The organism is Nocardia vulneris (genome assembly GCF_001613425.1).
In the GTDB taxonomy this organism is placed as follows: domain Bacteria; phylum Actinomycetota; class Actinomycetes; order Mycobacteriales; family Mycobacteriaceae; genus Nocardia; species Nocardia vulneris.
In genome coordinates, this window is sequence record NZ_BDCI01000007.1 from 144,492 (window position 1) to 162,625 (window position 18,134).

Genomic DNA, 18,134 nt, shown 5'->3' on the forward strand with positions numbered 1-18,134 from the left:
TGGCGAAGAAGACTCCGCCTTGATACTTCCATTGCGAAACATCTTCTTGTAAGTTGCTGAACATTCACTGAGATGTACTCAGCCGACGCTGCCTGAGCTCAGGGACTCGACCGGCAGGATGCTGGGTGAGCACCCGGTGCCGCCCAGAGAAGCGAAAAAGGTGCTGTGGTGATCTCTCTGAAGAACCTGCGGAAGCTACCGGCGCCGGTGGCGCTCGCGGTCGGCCTCCTCGTCTCGACGTTGCTGCTGAACACCGCGGCGCCCGCGTCGGCCCAGTTCGTCGACCCGGCGACGCTGAACATCCGCATCGGCCACCAAGAGGTGAAACCCACGCTCGACGGCTTCGCCATGATGACCACCGAGGCGAACACCAACGCGCGGGTCATCCCGCCGCTGGACGGCAGCCCGTTCAGCCGCGAGGCGTTCCTGTCGGGCATCGGCATCGGGCAGATCGACGGACCGCCCGACGCGCACGTCGCCAGCGCGGTGATGGAGGTGGGTTACGAGGTCGGCTATCCGATGTCGTTCGCCCCGAACGGCATCACCGTCACCCTGAATTCGCCCTCGGTCTCGGTCTCCGGTGCGGTCCGCCCCGAACTCTCGGCCGGGGTGACCCCGCAGATCAACATCGCGCCGGCCCCCGGCGCGCAGATCGAATTCCCGCTCGGCGCCAAGCTCGGCGCCGAACTGGGCGCCCAGGCCACCATCCTGCCCTCGCAGCAGCTGTCCTTCCAGGTCGGGCACGGCGGCATCACCGAGGTGTCGCTGGCCAAATTCACGCTGACCCAGCCGTTCGCCTACGCGGATCTGTCCAACACCCACCTCACCGTCACCGGCGCCCTCGGCCCGGTCACCATTCGCACCTTCGTGAAGTTCACCCTGGTCACCGGCGCGGGCCAGGCCAGCGACGCGGTGTACAGCGACCCCATCTCGCTCTGATCCCGCGGGCACGTACTGGTTCACCGTTGAACCAGCTGCCGGGCTCACCCGTATCACCTCTGTACGCAGGAAGTGATCTCGCGGAGCCCGGCACCCGGCCACGCGGGGAGGAGTGCCGATGCAGACGCGGGTCGTGGATTATCTGGTCCGAGCGGTCGCGGGCCTGGGCGTACGGCACATCTTCGGGGTGGACGGCGCGAACATCGAGGACCTGTACGACGCCGTCTTCGACACCGCGCACGACCTCACCGCGGTGGTCGCCAAACATGAGTTCGGCGCGGCGACCATGGCCGACGGCTACGCCCGCACCAGCGGCGGATTCGGCGTCGTAGCCGCGACCTCCGGCGGCGGTGCCATGAATCTCGTTGCCGGCCTTGCCGAATCGTTCGCTTCCCGAGTTCCGGTGCTCGCGCTGGTGGGTCAGCCGCCGACCGCGGCGGCGGGCCACGGCGCCTTCCAGGACACCAGCGGACGGGCGGGCACCATCGACGCCGCCCGCGTGTTCGGTGCGATCACCCGGTACTGCGCCCGCGTCGAGACGGCCGCCGACCTGCCCGAGCAGGTGGCCCGGGCGGTCGGCGCGGCCCGCCGCGGCGGCCCCGCGGTGCTGTTGCTGCCCAAGGACGTGCAGCAGGCCGACCTCGGTCAGGCGCCTGCGTTCCGATTGCCCGCCAAGACCTATCGACGTGATCGAGCGGGGCTCGCGCGCGTGGTCACCGCGCTGCGGGCGGCGCGCCGGACCGGCAAGATCGTGCTCATCGCCGGTGACCAGGTGGCCAGGGACGATGCCCGCGGTGAACTGGCCCGCCTGGCCGCGGTGCTGGACGCGGCCGTCGGGGTCGCACCCGATGCCAAGGACACCTTCGACAACACCGACCCCGGTTTCTGTGGGGTCGCGGGCAGCATGGGTCATCCCGAACTCGCCGCCGCACTGCGGACCTCGGCGATGTGCCTGATCATCGGCACCCCCATGCCGATCACGGCGCGCACCGGACTGGACGACGCGCTGACCGGCTGTGCCGTGGCGAGCCTCGGCGTCGTCCCGCCACACCTGCCCGCGATCCACGCGACGAGCACCGACCTGGCGCGCACCCTGGGTGAGCTGGCCGACGAATTCGCCACCACCGCAGTACCTTCCGAGCCGCGCCCGGCCACCGCGCTCACACCGCTGCGCGTGCCCGCCGCGACCGGCCCCGGGCTGCGCTATCGCGAACTGGTCGACACCATCGAGACGGCACTGCCCGCGGGCACCGACGTCTTCGCCGACGCGGGCAATACCGGTGCGGCGGTGGTGCATCAGCTGCGGGTACCGCGCGGTGGCCGGTTCGCGGTGGCGCTCGGGATGGGCGGCATGGGCTACGCGTTCGGCGCCGCCATCGGTTCCGCGTTCGCCCGGCGCGCCGGTGACCGGCGCACCGTGGTGATCGCGGGTGACGGCGCGTTCTTCATGCACGGCATGGAGATACACACCGCGGTCGAGCACGCGCTGCCGGTCACCTTCATCGTGCTCAACAACAACGCGCACGCCATGTGCGTGACCAGGGAGCAGCTGTACTACCGGGATCGCTACAGCTACAACAGGTTCCGGCCCACGCAACTCGGCGACGGGGTCGGCGCGATGTTCCCGGCGCTGCCCGCCGTGTCGGTGCGCACGCCCGGCGAGCTCCCCGCGGCGCTGCGCGCCTGCCTGGAAACCCCTGGGCCGTCGTTCCTTTCGATCGACGTCGATCCCGACGAGGTCCCGCCGTTCCTTCCGTTCCTGACGACCATCGAACACTCCAGGAGTAGAAATGACCGCATCGCGTAGCGATTCCCGTAGCAGCGGTGTCCGGGCGACCGGCGCGCTGCCCGCCCTCAGCGATATCCCGGCGGCGGTCGTCCCGGGTGTGCTGCGCATCGAGAACTCCGACAAGGACGCCACCACCCCGATCATCATGGACATGCTGCGGTCGGTGTATCCGCACGACCAGATCTTCGGCGAGTACTGCCCGGTGCAGGCGTATATCGCCGCACCACCGGGCGAGGTCTACGAATACCTGGCGGACACCAGGTCTTTGGAGGAGTGGACCTACAGCCTGCGCGGCTTCGTCGAAACCGGCGAGCCCGGCCTCTGGCTGGCCTACGACCGGCTCGGCGACGAGACCCAGATCTTCACGCGCACCGTAGCGCATCCCGAGGCGATGACCGTGGACTATCACTGCGCCTGGGATCAGTCGGCACACCTGTGGATGATCTACCTGCTGCGCGTGATCGATGCCCAGACGGTGTTCGACAAGCCGGGATCGGTTGTGCTGTGGGTCAATTGCAAACACCCCTTCTACGACGAGAACCCCTACCCCGAGACCGCGCCGCCGCAGCGACCGGTGTGGGTCGGTGACTTCTGGGAGATGTTCTCCGCGGGCCACCAGCTCGAAATGGACAACCTGAAAGCGATCTGCGAGTACCGGGCGGCCAACGGCCTGCCCGTCAAACCCGACTGGATGAACTGAGCCCGGTATGAATTCCTTTCCCACGGTCAGCCTCGTCGACGTCGCCGGGTATCTGCCCGGCGAACCGGTCGGCACCGAATACTTCACCCAGTTCTCCCGCTCGGACCGGATGGCCAAGAACGTGATGTTCCGGTCGCCCAAGGCCCGTCACCACGTGGATCGCGACGAGACCGCGGTGGACATGGTCGAGCGCGCGGTCGCCCCGCTGATCGAACGGCATGGGGCACAATTCCTCTCGCAGATCGACGTGCTGATCACGCATACCCAGCTGCCGACCAATCCGGTCATGGGCTGCGGGCCCGAGGTCGCCCGGCGGCTCGGCGCCCGACCCGCCTTCGTCTACGACGTGCACAACGGCGGCTGCGCGGCCTTCGTGCACATGATGTCGATGGCGCAGATGGTGTTGCAGACCACCGACGCGCGCACCGCGCTGATCGCGGCCACCCAGAACTGCGCCGGACCGGTCTTCACCCAGCCCGAGATCCGCAAGCTGGCCCAGGCGCCGGTGCCCGGCGACGGGTGCGGCGTCGGCCTGCTGATGAAGGACGACAGCGCGCCGATCCTGGACATCGAATGCCGCACCTACCCCGAGTTCGCCGGTGACATGGAGTTCTCCACCAACGGCGACCGCAAGTACTGGGAGCCCGGCGCGGGGCAGGGCTGTGTGAGCTTCACCGAATCGAAGATCACCAAGGTGTTCGCGCGCGGTAACCGGCTGGTGCCGGAAGTGGCGCTGGCCGTGTGCGATCGGATCGGGGTGAAGGGCCGCGACATCGACACCTTCGTCACCAATCAACCCAACCGCCTGTTCCTGCGGAACTGGCACGACGCGCTGGAACTGCCCGCCGAACGGCACCCGGACACCTTCGACCGGTGCGGAAACCTGTTCGCCGCGGGCATTCCGGTGACCCTGGATGTGGAGAACCGAGCGGGCCGGCTGCGCAACGGCTCGGTGGTCCTGCTGTCGGCCTTCGCGCACGCGGGTGATTTCGCCGCCGCCGCGGCCATCCGGTGGGGCGCGGCCGGATGAACGTCCGGCTCGTCGAGGAGACCACGCCGTCCCGACAGCGCCGCGGCACCGCTACGCCGCCGCGGTTCGATCTGGCCCTGAGCGAAAACCCTTTCCCGCCACTGCCTTCCGTGCTGCGTGCGATGCACGGCACACTGCTGCGGGCGAATCGGTACCCCGAGTTCCTGCCCGACCGCTTGCCCCGGCTGATCGCCCGGCACCTCGGCGTCCGAGCGGATCAGCTCGTGGTCGGCGCGGGCGCGACCGGGGTCGCGTGGCAGATCATCCAGTCGCTGATCCCGCCGGGCGCCGGAATGGTCTACGGGTCACCGACTTTCGACGGCTACCCGATCATGGCGGAGATGGCCGGGCTCGACCCGGTGCCGGTGCCGTTGGACGCCGGCGGCGATCAGGACCTGTGGGCGCTGGCCAAGGCCGTCGACAAGCGCACCGGGCTGGTGGTGGTGTGCCGCCCGCACAACCCGACCGGCACCGTGGTCCCGGCCGCAGAGCTGACCGCGTTCCTGCGCACGGTGCCCGCGCGGGTGCCGGTGATCCTGGACGAGGCCTATGTCGAATTCCTCGACGCCGCCGATCATGTCGACCCGCGGGCCCTGCTGAGCAGACATGCGAACCTGCTCGTGCTGCGCACCTTCTCGAAGGCGTACGGCCTGGCCGGGCTGCGCATCGGCTACGCGTTCGGCAGGCGCGAACTGGTGACCCGGGTGTGCAGGCTGCAACTGCCGTTCGGGATGAGTTCGACGGCGGAGGCGGCGGTGGCCGCCTCCTACGCGGCGGCGCCCGAACTCGCCGCGCGCACCCTGCGCATCACCGCCGCGCGCGAGGAACTGCGCAACGCGTTGCGGGACTGCGGTATCGCGGTGCCGCGCAGCCAGGCCAACTTTCTGTTCCTGCCCGGTCCCGGCGTGGCTACCGCACTGCGCCGGGCCGGTATCGCGGCGAAAGCGTATCCCGATGGGAGCGCGCGTATCTCGGTCGGCGATCCCGACGCCGACCGGGCCGTGCTGCACGCACTGGCGGGACTGCGTTAAGCGGCCGGTTTCAATTCGCTGGCTTCCCCCGGGTCGTCGGCCTGCTTGGCCCAGCGCTGCGACAGTGCGGCACAGGTGATCAGCTGGATCTGATGGAACATCATCAACGGCAGCACGATCAGGCCCACCGGCTGGCTGGCGAAAAGCACCGTCGCCATGGGCAATCCGGTCGCCAGGCTCTTCTTGGAGCCGCAGAACACGATCACGATGCGATCGGCCCGGGAGAAGCCGGCGAAGCGGCCGATCAGCATGGTCAACGCGATGACGAGCGCGAGCAGCAGGCAGCACACACCGGCCAGCGCGAGAATCCGCCACGGCGAGAGCATGTGCCAGATGCCCTCCACCATGCCCGCGCTGAACGCGGCGTAGACGACGAGCAGGATGGAGCCGCGGTCCACCAGCTTCGTCGGCTCGGCGTAGCGGCTCAGCCAGCCGATCACCTTCGGCCGGATCAGCTGCCCGATCGCGAACGGGACCAGCAGCTGCAGCACGATGTCGCCGATCGACGAGAAGTCCACGCTGGCATGGCCGGTGGTGTTCATCAACAGGATCACCAGCAGCGGGGTGATGAACACGCCGAGCAGGTTCGAGGTCGTCGCGCTCACGATCGCGCCCGGCACATTGCCTTTCGCGATCGAGGTGAACGCGATGGACGACTGCACCGTGGACGGGACCAGGCAGAGGAACAGCAGACCGGTGTACAGGTCGTCGGTCAGCACGCTCGGGACCAGCACCCGGGCCGCCAGCCCCAGCAACGGGAAGGCGACGAAGGTGCAGGCGAGCACCACCAGATGCAACCGCCAGTGCGTGAGGCCGGCCAGTGCTTCCTTCGGCGACAGCCGCGTGCCGTACAGCAGGAAGAGCAATGCGATGGCAATCTTCGTCAGCACGTCGACCACGTCCGCCGCGGTACCTCTGGCCGGGAAAACGCTGGCCAGAGCGACAGAAGCGAGGATCGACAGGATGAATCCGTCGATATAGAACTTGCTGAGGAATCGCACAGCCCAGGCTAACGCCGCACCGGGCCCCGAGCGCGCCCACACCGTGCGTACTTTCTCACATCCCATGAATTGCGATATCACTCCGGACGAAGCCGAACGTTCGTGCTTATCGGGGTTACGAGTGCGCCGGGGATCAGCGCCGCGACCACCTCGTCGCGGTGCTGCCGAACGGCGCCGGAAGACCCAGCGACGCCGCGAAGGCGGTGGCGTCGGCGGCGGTGCTGGTCTTCGGTCTGCCGTCGGCCCAGGCGAGAAAACGTGTGCGGTACTCGGGGCCGCAAGCTTGGGCCAGCATCGGGAAGCGGCGGGCTACCTCGTCGGCGCGTTTGCGAAGCAGGGCGTGCGCGGCGGCCGCGACGTCCGTGCGGTCGAATCCCGCGGGCACCGGCGCACCGGCCACCAGGGCGCGGACCAGAGCCGCTTGCTGCTCGGCCAATTCGGCACTCATGCGCGCACCGCCCGGGCCCGGCCGGTGATCGACGGGCGGTGCGCCGCGGCGGCGATCGCGTCGAGTTCGTCCAGGAGTTCGGCGGCGGGTGGATAGTTGCCGTCGCGCTCGAGCATCAGGGGCACCGGCCGCCGGGCGGTGAATTCCGTTACGAGGGTGAGTACTTCAGCCGGAACGGGGTCGGTATGGGTGTCGTGATAGCGGCCACCGGCCTCGTGACCGCCGGCGACATGACAGTAGGCGACCCGGTCGGCGGGCAGGCGCAGTAGTTCGCCGAGCGGGTCGCGGCCTCGATTGCGGGCATTGGCATAGACATTCGCGATATCGAGCAGCAGATACACCCCGGTCCGCTCGACCAACTCGGTGAGGAACTCCGATTCGGTGTACTCGTCGTCGGGCCAATCGAACAGCGCGGCAATGTTTTCCACCGCCAGCGGCACCCCGAGCCCGGCTTGGGTCCGGGTGATGTTGCGTTCGAGCACAGCCAGCGCCGCGGCCGACCGCGGCACCGGCAGCAGATGCCCCGCCTCGACCCCGCCCGCGCGCACGAAGGCGATGTGCTCGCTCACCAGCGGAGCGCCCAGCGCCGCCGCACCGGCGGCCAGGTGCGCGACCCGCTGCTCGTCGACCGGCTCCGCCCCGCCCAGCGACAGCGAAATGCCATGCGGCACAACGGCGACGCCGCGATCGATCAGTGCGGTCAGCTCGGCGGGCGGCACCGCCGTCAGCCCGCCGCGCAGCCGGGACCGCCGCCGCAGCGGCAGCGACTCCGCGATCACCTCGGCGAAACCGAGCCCGTCCAGTTCGGCGATGACCCCGCAGATCTCGGGCCGCCAGCCGATGCCGAGCGCCGCCGCCGGTAACAGTCCGTTCATCGGGCGGCCGGACCGTCACCCACCACAGCCGCCACCCCCACCGCAGCCACCGCCGCCACTGCAGCCACCGCCGCCACTGTCCCCGCTCCCGCCGCTGTCGCCACCGGACGAACTCGGCGGTTCGACCGCACCGGCCAGCCCGGGATCGAGCGACAACAGCGCGGCCCCACCGAAGATCGCCGCCGCGAGCGCGGCGCTCTCCACCCCGTAGGTGGCGTAGGCGGGCGAGTTGGCCGGCCGCAGATGCTGGCTGCTGGTCCTCGCGTTGGTACGGGCCCGCTTGCCGAGCGGAGTCAGCCGCGGCTTGCCCACCAGGAACCAGTAGCAGAGGAACTGCGCCAGCAGGGTGAGGGCGAGGAACGCGACCGGGTTGTTGTTGAGCATGCCCGCGATGAGCCGCACCACGCCGACCGTCATGACGACCAGCGTCGGCAGGCCCGCGTCCCAGATCCGCCGCTTGAAGTCCGCGTCCGGGAAGTAGCCGCGCCGGACCATGGAATCGCGCAGTTTGGCGAGCGTGCCGGACAACGCGACGGTGAGCGCGGCCACCGTCGGCTTGGTCCCGGCGACGATCTGCCGGTGCACCGCCAGGGTGAACGGGTCCAACCGGAATTCGTCCGCCTGCTCCAGCGGCCGGGTCGGGGCGGCGCTGGAATCGATGAGGTCGGCGCTGCGCAGCCGGGCCAGCGCGGTGAGCACCGCGCGCCGGTCGTCGAACAGCAGGCCGACCTCGGGCGCGGACAGTTCGGCGCCGGGGTGGGCGGTGCCCGGGTCCGGCGCGGCGCGCGTCACCCGTAGCCGCATCCACACCCCGAGCGCCAGCGCGAGCAGCGCGAACGGCAGATAGATCGCCAAGAAATCGGATCCGGAGATGCCCCACGTCTCGCCTGCCGCGACGACGAGGTCGGAGCCCGCGCTCCGGTCGAACGTACCCATATCCACCCCGGAGTCGTGCCAGTAGTTTCCCCAGTATGGGACCGCCCCACACCGGTGCCAACCGGATTCGGCGAGGTGATCGGATCGAAACCTGGGCGAATAGGGCTACGAGCGGGCCGGTGGAATGGTTCGACCGGATGAAACGGGGTGGCGGCTAGGTCGCGGGCTGGCAGGCGTCGCGCAGCGAGCAGGCGCCGCACGCGCTGCCGCAGCCGCCGACCTCGGCGGGCGGGGCGATCGCCGCGGCCTTGGCCGCGGCCGCGTTGGCGCCCGCCCCCAGGGTGAACAGCGCGACGACGGCGACACCGACGGCGACGAACAGCGCCGCGAAACCTCCTGCGGCGAGCACGACGAGGCCACCGGCGAACAGCAGCGCCCCCGCGGCCAGCGAAGTGGGAGCGGCGATGCGATTCGCGACGCGGAAGGTCTCGTCATCGGCGAGGGCGGCCTCGGTGTGCACCCCGACGAAGCGGTTGCGCGGCAGCCGGCCGGTCAGCCCGAGCGCTCCGGTCGCGAGGGCGACGAGGCCGAGCACGAACAAGACGAGAGCGACGACGAACACCCCTGCAGGCTATCGCACCGGTCCCGGCGGACCGCCGACAGCTCCCGCGCAACCCTGCAGCACTCGGCGCGTCACCACTGCGGACAAGCGCTTTCCACACTGCGCCGGGACAGCTCGCGGAGCCAGCAACCAAACGCACTGTTGGGTCCGCCGAGCGGAGAATGCCAACTCTGCGGTACCGCGAAACCGGTGTGCCACAGCCGCATACCGACGGGTGGGTAACCCCGGAAGAGAGATCGGCACGGGGGCGCGACCGGAGTCAGCGCAGCCCGATTTTCAGTACTGCGGTGTGCACGTTCTACCCTGATAGACGAAGTTTGTCGGGGATCGGCGATAACAAGAAGGCAGGACCGTGCAGGACACTCGTGCGACCGATAGCGATGTACCCGAGCATCGGTACAACGCCGCGCTTGCCGCCCGTATCGAAGCGCGTTGGCAGCGGACGTGGGCCGACCGCGGGACCTTCCATGCGCCGAACCCGGTCGGTCCGCTAGCGGGCGACACCCCGGCGGACAAGCTGTTCATCCAGGACATGTTCCCGTACCCGTCGGGGGCGGGCCTGCACGTCGGGCATCCGCTCGGCTACATCGCCACCGACACGTTCGCGCGGTACCACCGGATGCACGGCCGCAACGTGCTGCACGCGCTGGGCTTCGACGCCTTCGGCCTGCCCGCCGAGCAGTACGCGGTGCAGACCGGCGCGCACCCGCGGGTGACCACGGAGTCGAACATCGCCAACATGCAGCGCCAGCTGAGCAGGCTCGGACTCGGCCACGACAGCAGGCGCTCGTTCGCGACAACCGATCCGGCGTACTACCGCTGGACCCAGTGGATCTTCCTGCGCATCTACAACTCCTGGTACGACCAGGAACTCGATCGCGCGCGCCCGATCACCGAGCTCGAAGCTCAATTCGCCAGTGGCGCACGGCCGGTCCCGGACGGCAAGACGTGGGACGCGCTCCCGGCCGCCGAGCGTGGTGCACTGCTGGACTCGTATCGCCTGGTGTACCTCACCGATTCGATGGTCAACTGGTGCCCCGGTCTCGGCACGGTGCTGTCCAACGAGGAGGTCACCGCCGACGGCCGCAGCGAGCGCGGCAACTTCCCGGTGTTCCGTAAGCGCCTGTGGCAGTGGATGATGCGGATCACCGCCTACGCCGACCGGCTGATCGACGACCTGGACCACCTGGACTGGTCGGATCAGGTGAAGGCGATGCAGCGCAACTGGATCGGCCGTTCGCGCGGCGCCCAGGTGAAGTTCGACGTCGCGGGCGAGCAGATCGAGGTGTTCACCACCCGTCCCGACACCCTGTTCGGCGCGACCTACGTGGTGCTCGCGCCGGAACACGAGCTGGTGGACACGCTGACCGCGGCCGCATGGCCGGCGGGCACCGATCCCCGATGGACCAACGGCGGCGCCGCGAATCCCGCGGACGCCGTTGCGGCATACCGCAAGTCGATCGTGGCGAAGTCGGATCTGGAGCGCCAGGAGAACAAGGAGAAGACCGGCGTCTTCCTCGGCGTCCATGCCGTGAATCCGGCCAACGGCCAGGCCGTGCCGGTCTTCGTCGCCGATTACGTGCTGAGCGGCTACGGCACCGGCGCGATCATGGCGGTGCCCGGTCACGACCAGCGCGACTGGGAGTTCGCCACCGTGCTCGGCCTGCCCATCGTGGCGGTCATCACCGGCGGCGACCTCGCCGAGTCCGCGTATTCCGGCGACGGCGAGCTGGTGAACTCCGGCTATCTCGACGGCCTGTCCGTCGAGGAGGCCAAGGCGACCATCATCGCCCGGCTGGAAGCCGACGGTCACGGCACCGGCACCATCCAGTACAAGCTGCGCGACTGGCTGTTCGCCCGCCAGCGTTACTGGGGCGAGCCCTTCCCGATCGTCTTCGACGAGGACGGGAGGCCGCACGCGCTGCCGGAATCGATGCTGCCCGTAGAGCTTCCGGAGCTGGACGATTTCGCCCCGGTCACCTTCGACCCGGACGACGCCGCCTCCGAGCCGTCACCGCCGCTGGCCAAGGCCACCGAGTGGGTCAACGTCGAACTGGACCTGGGCGACGGCCCCAAGATGTACCGGCGCGACACCAACGTCATGCCGAACTGGGCGGGCAGCTCGTGGTATCAGCTGCGCTACGCCGACCCGACCAATTCGGAAGCGTTCTGCGCCAAGGAGAACGAGCAGTACTGGCTCGGCCCGCGCCCGGCCGAGCACGGCCCGGACGATCCGGGCGGTGTCGATCTGTACATCGGCGGCATGGAGCACGCCGTGCTGCACCTGCTGTACGCGCGGTTCTGGCAGAAGGTGCTGTTCGATCTGGGTGACGTCAGCGGCCGGGAACCGTACCGAAAGCTGTTCAACCAGGGCTACATCCAGGCCTACGCCTACACCGACGCCCGCGGCGCGTACGTGCCCGCGGCCGAGATCGTCGAGCGGGACGGCAAGTTCTTCTGGACCGAACCGGGCGGCACCGAGATCGAGGTGTTCCAGGAGTACGGCAAGATCGGCAAGTCGCTCAAGAACGCGGTCTCGCCGGACGAGATGTATGACCTCTACGGCGCGGACACCTTCCGCTTCTACGAGATGTCGATGGGCCCGCTGGACAGCTCGCGGCCGTGGGCGACCAAGGACGTCGTGGGCGCGCACCGGTTCCTGCAGCGGGTGTGGCGGCTGGTGGTGGACGAGGAGACCGGCGCGGTGCGCGTCGCGGAACTGGATCCCACGCCGGAAACGCTGCGCCTGCTGCACAAGACCATCGCCGGTGTCGACGAGGACTACGCCGCGCTGCGCGACAACACCGCGGGCGCCAAGCTGATCGAGCTGACGAACCACCTCACCAAGACCTATCCCGACGGCGCGCCACGCGCCGTGGTGGAGGCGCTGGTGCTGATGCTGGCGCCGCTGTCCCCGCATATCGCCGAGGAGATGTGGGAACGCCTGGGGCACAACGAGTCCCTGGCGCACGGCCCGTTCCCGGTGGCGGATCCCGCGCTGCTGGTGCAGGAGTCCGTCGAGTACCCGATCCAGGTGAACGGCAAGGTCCGCAGCCGCATCCAGGTCCCCGCCGACGCCGACAACGCCGCAATCGAAGCCGCCGCCCTCACCGACGAGAAGATCGCGGCCCTCCTCAACGGCGCCGCCCCCCGCAAACTGATCGTCGTCCCCGGCCGCCTGATCAACATCGTCGCCTGACCCACCCGAGTAGCCCTATGTCGAAGACCGAATACAGTGCGCTGCATTTCTCGCAGGCGAATCCGCGGGGGGCCGCGCAAGGGGACGTGCCTGCGCTGTTGCGCAGGATCGCCGCGACGCTGGAGGAACTCGGCGCGGTCAGTGTGCAGGACCTGGTGCTGCACAACGAGGTGACCGCCGAAGGTGACTGGCCTTCGGTCACGGTCTACTACACCAGGACCGACGGCGACGACTGATCGACGGTAAGGGTGACCGGTCCGTGCGCGAACCGGTTCGGCCCCTTCCTTTTCCGGCAGACGGAACGGGAAGGGGCCGTAGTTTTTTCCGGTGCTAGCTGGGCATCGGGCGGAGCACGATTTCGGTGGGGTGGGCGTCGCGCGGGGTTTCGACGGCGGTGCGGACCGCGCCGGCCACGGTCTCCGCGCGCAGGAACTGCTCCGGCTGATATTCGCGCCCCTCGTGCGCGATGATCTCGCGCTGCATGTCGGTGTCGATCCGGCCGGGGTGGATGGCCGTGACGCGCAGGGCCGGCTCCTCCAGCCGCAGGGCATCGCCGAAGGCGCGCAACGCGAACTTGCTCGCGGCGTAAGAGGCCCAGCCCGCGTTGGCGCGCAGGCCCGCACCCGAATTGATCAGCACCACATGGCCGTTCGCGACCCGCAGCGCGGGCAGCAGCAGGCGGGTCAGCTCGGCGACGGCGATCACGTTGGCTTCCAACGTATGTCGCCACTGCTCTACGGTGGACTCGGCGATGCTGTTCAGATCCGCGACACCGGCGTTGTGCACCAACACATCCAGGCGCGGTATCTGCGCGGTCGCCGCGGCCACCGCCGGGTAGTCGGTCAGCTCGACCGGCCACGCGGTCGCGCCGGGCAGCTCGTCGAGCACCGGGCGCAGCGCGTCGGCCGAGCGGGCACCGAGCAGCAGGTCGTGGGTCGGCGCGAGCTCTCGGGCGATGGCGGCGCCGAGCCCACGGCTCGCACCGGTGATCAGCGCGGTCGGCTTCGGGGAGCTGGTCACGGCATTGGTCATGCGCCCCACCGTAATAGCCCAGGAAAACAGAGCGATGCACGCATATATCGATCGACCATCTCGAGCAGTGAAATACGGACGGGGCATTCGAGAGTGACAACCGCCGCGCACGAGCCCCCCGCCGCCAGGTGGGACGAGGCCGAGTCGGACATCACAGAACGGGCGTACTTGCGGGTGGCACCGCAGAATAGGGGGATGGCACACCCGGGGTTCACGCCCACGCAGCTCGCGGCCCGCGCCGCGTACCTGCTGCGCGGCAACGACCTGGGCACGATGACCAGCGCGGCGCCGCGCCTGTATCCGCACATGTGGAGCTGGGACGCCGCGTTCGTCGCGGTCGGCCTGGCCCCGCTGAGCGTGGAACGGGCCGTGATCGAGCTCGACACGCTGCTCTCGGCGCAGTGGAAGAACGGCATGATCCCGCACATCGTGTTCGCCAACGGCGTCGACGGCTATTTTCCGGGTCCCGCGCGGTGGGAGTGCCGCAGGCTGGCCGCGAACGCGCCCGACGGGCCGGACACCTCCGGCATCACCCAGCCGCCGGTGCACGCCATCGCGGTGCAGCGCATCCTCGATCACTCGCGCAGGCACGGCCGCAGCACCCGCGCGGTCGCGGAGGACTTCCTGCACCGGCGCTGGCCCGATCTGGTGCGCTGGCATCGCTGGCTGGCGCACGCCCGCGACCCCAAGGAAACCGGCCGGATCACGCTGTATCACGGCTGGGAATCCGGCATGGACAATTCGCCGCGCTGGGACCGGGCCTACGCCAACGTGGTTCCCGAGGATCTGCCGCCCTACCGGCGCGAGGACACCGCGGTGGTCGCCGATCCCACCCAGCGCCCGAGCGATCGCGAGTACGACCGCTATCTCTGGCTGGTCGAGCAGATGCGGCGGGCGGGCTACGACGATTACCAGCTCTCCTCGACGATGAGTTTCGCCGTCGAGGACGTGTTCGTCACCGGAATCTTCGCGCTGGCGTGCGAGGTGCTCGCGAATATCGGCGAGGAGTACAAGCAGCCGCACGCCGACGTGCGCGAGCTGTACGCGTGGGCCGATCGTTTCCGGGCGGGCGTCGTCGCGACGACGGACCCGCGCACCGGCGCGGCCCGGGATTTCGATGTGCGCCTGCAGCGCTGGATCAGCACCGAGACGTTGGCGATGTTCGCGCCGCTGCTGTGCGGCGGGCTGGCGCGCGATACCGAACGGGCGCTGCTGCGCACGTTCGAGGGTCCGCGCTTCTGCGGGCATCCCGATCTGCGCTACGCGCTGCCGCCCTCGACCTCGCCGGTGTCGCGGGAGTTCCGGTCCCGCGAATATTGGCGCGGGCCGGTGTGGCCGGTGATGAGCTGGCTGTTCTCCTGGGTGTTCGCCCGGCGCGGCTGGGCCGAACGCTCGTTCATGCTGCGGGCCGAGGGCCTGCGCCAGGCCAGCGACGGCAGCTTCGCCGAGTACTACGAACCGTTCACCGGCGAACCGCTCGGCAGCATGCAGCAGTCGTGGACCGCCGCGTCGGTGCTGGATTGGCTGGGCTGAACCGCCGGGTTCGGACGCTGTTGGGTAAATGTTCCGCAACTGCCCCTCGAGCAACACTGGTCACAGGAAGATCAAATAGCTATCGTCGAACGCCATGGACATCCGTCGTTGGAGCTCGACCATCCGTCGCCGCGGTTCGGCGCTGACCCTGCTGATGCTCACCGGCATCCTCACCGCAACCCTGCCCGGCACCGCGGTGGCCACGCCGACCGGCCCGGACGTCTCGTCCTGGCAGCACATCGACGGACGGCTGATCGACTGGTTCGCGGTCAAGCGGTCCGGCCACGACTTCGCCATGGTGAAGGCCACCGAGGGCCTTAGCTACATCAACCCGTATTTCGTCCCGGACAGCCTGCTGATGCGGGCGGCCGGGGTGGCTCGCGGGACCTACCACTACGCCCGGCCGAACCTGCCGCCCGAGCCGCAGGCCGCGCTGTACGCGACCGTGGTACTCGGGCAGAACGGCGCGCTGGACCTGCCGCCGGTGCTCGATCTGGAGACCACCGGCGGACTGCCGCCCGCCGCGCTGATCGATTGGACGCGGCGGTACCTCAACACGGTGCAGGCCCTCACCGGACGAGTCCCGATCGTCTACACCTATCCACACTTCTGGCGGACGGCGATGGCCGATACCAACGAGTTCACCCGGTATCCGCTGTGGATCGCCGACTACCGGGACAACGACGATCCCGAGGTGCCGGGCGGCTGGCCGCACTGGACCTTCTGGCAGACCACCGACAGCGGCCGGATCGACGGCATCGCGGGCAACACCGACCTGAACCGCTACAGCGGCGCGCAGGGCGATTTCGCCCGCTTCGCCAATATGTAGCGCCACCCGGAAACCACGAAACCGCCACTCCTGCAGGGAAACAGTGGCGGTTTCGCAGGGCGGTGCACCGGGGACGCTAGGCGCCGATCCGGCCGCCGTTCTTCTGCCACACCGCGGCAACCGAAGGACGCGGTTGCGCGGTGCCGCCGTCGGGCCAATGCGACAGCGGGTTCTCGGGGGTGGCGTCGTCGGACTCGCCGGGATGCTGCACGCACACCAGCACGCGCGCCTCGGTGACCACCGGGCCGCAGGTCTCCGCACCACGCGGCACCGTCAGGAATTGTTTGGTGGCACCGCGATTCGCGCCGTCGAGAACGACGGAGAACAGGCCGTCGTTCGATTTCAGCGCGTTGCCGTCGGTGGAGATCCACAGGTTGCCGTACGGATCGAAGGCCAGGTTGTCCGGGCAGGAGATCGGGCTGACCTTCGATTTGTCGTACCCGGCGAAGTAGGTGTCCGCGGCGTTCGGGTCACCGCAGACCAGCAGCAGCGACCAGGTGAACTTCGTGCCCGCGTGCTCGTCGTCGATCTCCAGGATCTGACCGTTCTTGTTCAGGTTGCGCGGATTCGCCTCATCCGGGCCCTGTTTGCCGGCGGCCCCGCGATTGTCGTTGTTGGTCAACGCGACATAGACCTTGCCGGTATACGGGTTGGCCTCGAAGTCCTCGGGGCGGTCCATCTTGGTGGCGCCGACCTTGTCCGCGGCCAGCCGGGTGAACACCGCGACCTCTTCCGCGCTCATGCCGTCGACCAGCGACTTACCTTTGCCGTCCGCGCCGGTCTCCAGCAGCGGAATCCATTGGCCGGTACCGGTGAAACCCTGGTCGGAGGGCTGCGCACCGCTGCCGTCGACCTTGTCCGGATGGTCGCCGGTGAGCTTGGCGACGTAGAGCGTGCCCGCGTCCAGGATGGTCAGGTTGTGCCGCATGCTCGACGCGCCCGCACCCGACTCCACCTTCCGCGACGACACGAATTTGTACATGTAGTCGAACTTTTCGTCGTCGCCGGTGTAGGAGACGACCTCACCCTTCGCGGTGACGTAGATGGTGGCGCCCTCGTGCTTGAGCCGCCCCATCGCGGTGTGCTTGATCGGCGTCGAGGTGGGATCCCACGGATCCACCTCCACCACGTAGCCGAATCTGTTGGCCTCGTTGGGTTCCTGCGCCAGGTCGAATCGCTTGTCGGCACGCTCCCACTGGTTGGGCGTCTTGCCGGCGGCGAACCCGTACCGCTTGGCGCGAGCGGCCGCGGTGGCCTCGGTGAGCTTGTCGCCGTTGGCGAAATAGCCGTTGAAGTTCTCTTCGCCGGAAAGGACTGTGCCCCAGGGGGTCACGCCGCCCGCGCAGTTGGCGAAGGTGCCGAGCACCTTGGTGCCGGTCGGATCGGCGGAGGTCTTGACCAGATCGCTGCCCGCGGCCGGGCCGGTGAGCGTGAACTCGGTGGTCGCGGTGATCCTGCGGTTGTACTTGCCGAAGGCGGGCGTCAGCTTGCCCGTACCCGCTTCGCCGCGCACCTCGACCACGGTCAGGCCGTGTGCCGCCTGGGTGATCGCGATCTGCTCCTCGGTCGGTGCGTCCTTGTTGTACCCGCGGAACATGTGCGGGCCGGTGGTGTATTCGTGATTCACCACGAGCAGGAAGGCATTCGTCTGCCCCTCGATCGGCAAGAGCGCCGCGAAATCGTTGTTGTAACCGAATTGCTTGGCCTGCGCGGCTGCCGACTGCTTGTCGAAATCGAACGCGGGCGCGTCCGCGAAAAGCGGATCGCCCCAGCGGATCACGACGCCCTGCTCGTAGCCCTCCGGAATCACCAGCGCGTCTTCCTTGTTCGGCGCGACCGCGGCGAAGTCGGTGCCGGTCCCGGGCGAGCCGCTGGGCGAGGGGCCGGCCGACCCCGCCTGCTCGACATCGTCGCCGCACGCCGCGAGCACACTGCCGGCGCCGACGGCGAGCACGGCCGCCGCGCCGCCCTTGATCAGGCCGCGCCGGTTCAGCGAGCTGACGATGTCACCGAAGTAGGCGCCCGCCGAGGTATTGGGGACCTCGTGGAAACACGCGTTCGCGCATTTGTATTCACACGTGACCGCGGCGCGCGAGGACTGGCCGTCGTGTTTCACGAACAAGGCGAGGGGCTGCAACTTCACGATCGGCACGCTAAACGATCCGGACAATCCAGAAACGGACAAAAGGTGAACAGCGGACCAATTAGGTAACCCTTAATTTGCCCAGCT

General features: G+C 68.9%; 16 protein-coding genes. 9 read left to right on the forward strand and 7 right to left on the reverse strand.

What is annotated here, in order from left to right; all coding sequences use genetic code 11:
• Positions 1-168: 168 nt before the first annotated feature.
• The 5 genes from NVU01S_RS09950 to NVU01S_RS09970 all read left to right on the forward strand — a co-directional run bounded on the left by NVU01S_RS09950 (position 169) and on the right by NVU01S_RS09970 (position 5,489).
• Positions 169-939, forward strand: a complete 771-nt coding sequence (locus tag NVU01S_RS09950; RefSeq protein WP_156161402.1) for an MspA family porin — start codon at positions 169-171, stop codon at positions 937-939.
• 118 nt (positions 940-1,057) lie between these two features.
• Complete coding sequence (locus NVU01S_RS09955; protein ID WP_052280166.1) at positions 1,058-2,746, forward strand: thiamine pyrophosphate-binding protein; 1,689 nt, start codon at positions 1,058-1,060, stop codon at positions 2,744-2,746.
• The gene (locus NVU01S_RS09960; RefSeq protein ID WP_175068882.1) at positions 2,730-3,428 is read left to right on the forward strand and encodes an SRPBCC family protein; all 699 of its coding nucleotides are present in this window, start codon (positions 2,730-2,732) and stop codon (positions 3,426-3,428) included. The genes NVU01S_RS09955 and NVU01S_RS09960 overlap by 17 nt, the downstream gene beginning before the upstream one ends.
• Before the next feature lie 7 nt (positions 3,429-3,435).
• The gene (locus tag NVU01S_RS09965; RefSeq protein ID WP_043664018.1) at positions 3,436-4,458 is read left to right on the forward strand and encodes a 3-oxoacyl-ACP synthase III family protein; all 1,023 of its coding nucleotides are present in this window, start codon (positions 3,436-3,438) and stop codon (positions 4,456-4,458) included.
• Positions 4,455-5,489: an aminotransferase class I/II-fold pyridoxal phosphate-dependent enzyme gene (locus NVU01S_RS09970; protein ID WP_043664317.1), complete on the forward strand. Its 1,035-nt coding sequence runs from the start codon at positions 4,455-4,457 to the stop codon at positions 5,487-5,489. Before NVU01S_RS09965 ends, NVU01S_RS09970 begins: the two co-directional genes overlap by 4 nt.
• On the opposite strand, the gene NVU01S_RS09975 is transcribed toward NVU01S_RS09970, so the two are convergent.
• From NVU01S_RS09975 to NVU01S_RS09995, 5 genes are all read right to left on the reverse strand, one after another.
• Positions 5,486-6,490 carry a bile acid:sodium symporter family protein gene (locus NVU01S_RS09975; protein WP_043664020.1) on the reverse strand — a complete coding sequence of 335 codons (1,005 nt, stop codon included), beginning with the start codon at positions 6,488-6,490 and terminating at the stop codon, positions 5,486-5,488. The genes NVU01S_RS09970 and NVU01S_RS09975 overlap by 4 nt on opposite strands.
• A gap of 133 nt (positions 6,491-6,623) precedes the next feature.
• A complete protein-coding gene (locus NVU01S_RS09980; RefSeq protein WP_043664023.1) occupies positions 6,624-6,938 on the reverse strand; it encodes an SCO6045 C-terminal-like domain-containing protein in 315 nt (104 codons plus the stop codon).
• A complete protein-coding gene (locus tag NVU01S_RS09985; protein ID WP_043664026.1) occupies positions 6,935-7,813 on the reverse strand; it encodes an MbnB/TglH/ChrH family RiPP precursor modification enzyme in 879 nt (292 codons plus the stop codon). Before NVU01S_RS09985 ends, NVU01S_RS09980 begins: the two co-directional genes overlap by 4 nt.
• A 15-nt stretch (positions 7,814-7,828) precedes the next feature.
• Positions 7,829-8,749 carry a TIGR04222 domain-containing membrane protein gene (locus tag NVU01S_RS09990; RefSeq protein WP_052280150.1) on the reverse strand — a complete coding sequence of 307 codons (921 nt, stop codon included), beginning with the start codon at positions 8,747-8,749 and terminating at the stop codon, positions 7,829-7,831.
• Between the two features lie 154 nt (positions 8,750-8,903).
• The gene (locus NVU01S_RS09995) at positions 8,904-9,311 is read right to left on the reverse strand and encodes an SdpI family protein (protein WP_043664028.1); all 408 of its coding nucleotides are present in this window, start codon (positions 9,309-9,311) and stop codon (positions 8,904-8,906) included.
• 352 nt (positions 9,312-9,663) lie between these two features.
• Here NVU01S_RS09995 and leuS point away from each other — a divergent pair, with 352 nt between their 5' ends.
• Both leuS and NVU01S_RS10005 read left to right on the forward strand, forming a co-directional pair.
• The gene (leuS, locus tag NVU01S_RS10000) at positions 9,664-12,510 is read left to right on the forward strand and encodes a leucine--tRNA ligase (RefSeq protein WP_043664030.1); all 2,847 of its coding nucleotides are present in this window, start codon (positions 9,664-9,666) and stop codon (positions 12,508-12,510) included.
• 17 nt (positions 12,511-12,527) lie between these two features.
• Positions 12,528-12,746, forward strand: coding sequence for a hypothetical protein (locus tag NVU01S_RS10005; protein WP_043664032.1), 219 nt, complete (start codon positions 12,528-12,530; stop codon positions 12,744-12,746).
• A 94-nt stretch (positions 12,747-12,840) separates the two neighbouring features.
• Here the strand turns inward: NVU01S_RS10005 and NVU01S_RS10010 are convergent, their stop codons facing one another.
• Positions 12,841-13,542, reverse strand: a complete 702-nt coding sequence (locus NVU01S_RS10010) for an SDR family oxidoreductase (RefSeq protein ID WP_014989010.1) — start codon at positions 13,540-13,542, stop codon at positions 12,841-12,843.
• Between the two features lie 195 nt (positions 13,543-13,737).
• On the opposite strand from NVU01S_RS10010, the gene ggh reads away from it, so the two are divergent.
• Complete coding sequence (gene ggh, locus NVU01S_RS10015) at positions 13,738-15,075, forward strand: glucosylglycerate hydrolase (RefSeq protein WP_043664325.1); 1,338 nt, start codon at positions 13,738-13,740, stop codon at positions 15,073-15,075.
• Between the two features lie 94 nt (positions 15,076-15,169).
• Positions 15,170-15,904 (forward strand): glycoside hydrolase family 25 protein, encoded by a 735-nt coding sequence (locus NVU01S_RS10020; protein WP_043664034.1) that lies wholly within the window; start codon positions 15,170-15,172, stop codon positions 15,902-15,904.
• A 76-nt stretch (positions 15,905-15,980) separates the two neighbouring features.
• Here the strand turns inward: NVU01S_RS10020 and NVU01S_RS10025 are convergent, their stop codons facing one another.
• Positions 15,981-18,047 (reverse strand): PhoX family protein, encoded by a 2,067-nt coding sequence (locus tag NVU01S_RS10025; RefSeq protein WP_043664327.1) that lies wholly within the window; start codon positions 18,045-18,047, stop codon positions 15,981-15,983.
• Positions 18,048-18,134 lie beyond the last annotated feature (87 nt).

What these genes read in the sequence shown, in the direction of transcription:
- NVU01S_RS09980 (WP_043664023.1), bottom strand. Translation starts at nt 6,938, where the DNA reads ATGAGTGCCGAATTGGCCGAGCAGCAAGCGGCTCTGGTCCGCGCCCTG.
- NVU01S_RS09955 (WP_052280166.1), top strand. Translation starts at nt 1,058, where the DNA reads ATGCAGACGCGGGTCGTGGATTATCTGGTCCGAGCGGTCGCGGGCCTG.
- NVU01S_RS10010 (WP_014989010.1), bottom strand. Translation starts at nt 13,542, where the DNA reads ATGACCAATGCCGTGACCAGCTCCCCGAAGCCGACCGCGCTGATCACC.
- NVU01S_RS10020 (WP_043664034.1), top strand. Translation starts at nt 15,170, where the DNA reads ATGGACATCCGTCGTTGGAGCTCGACCATCCGTCGCCGCGGTTCGGCG.
- NVU01S_RS10005 (WP_043664032.1), top strand. Translation starts at nt 12,528, where the DNA reads ATGTCGAAGACCGAATACAGTGCGCTGCATTTCTCGCAGGCGAATCCG.
- ggh (WP_043664325.1), top strand. Translation starts at nt 13,738, where the DNA reads ATGGCACACCCGGGGTTCACGCCCACGCAGCTCGCGGCCCGCGCCGCG.
- NVU01S_RS09990 (WP_052280150.1), bottom strand. Translation starts at nt 8,749, where the DNA reads ATGGGTACGTTCGACCGGAGCGCGGGCTCCGACCTCGTCGTCGCGGCA.
- NVU01S_RS09985 (WP_043664026.1), bottom strand. Translation starts at nt 7,813, where the DNA reads ATGAACGGACTGTTACCGGCGGCGGCGCTCGGCATCGGCTGGCGGCCC.
- NVU01S_RS09965 (WP_043664018.1), top strand. Translation starts at nt 3,436, where the DNA reads ATGAATTCCTTTCCCACGGTCAGCCTCGTCGACGTCGCCGGGTATCTG.
- NVU01S_RS09960 (WP_175068882.1), top strand. Translation starts at nt 2,730, where the DNA reads ATGACCGCATCGCGTAGCGATTCCCGTAGCAGCGGTGTCCGGGCGACC.
- NVU01S_RS09970 (WP_043664317.1), top strand. Translation starts at nt 4,455, where the DNA reads ATGAACGTCCGGCTCGTCGAGGAGACCACGCCGTCCCGACAGCGCCGC.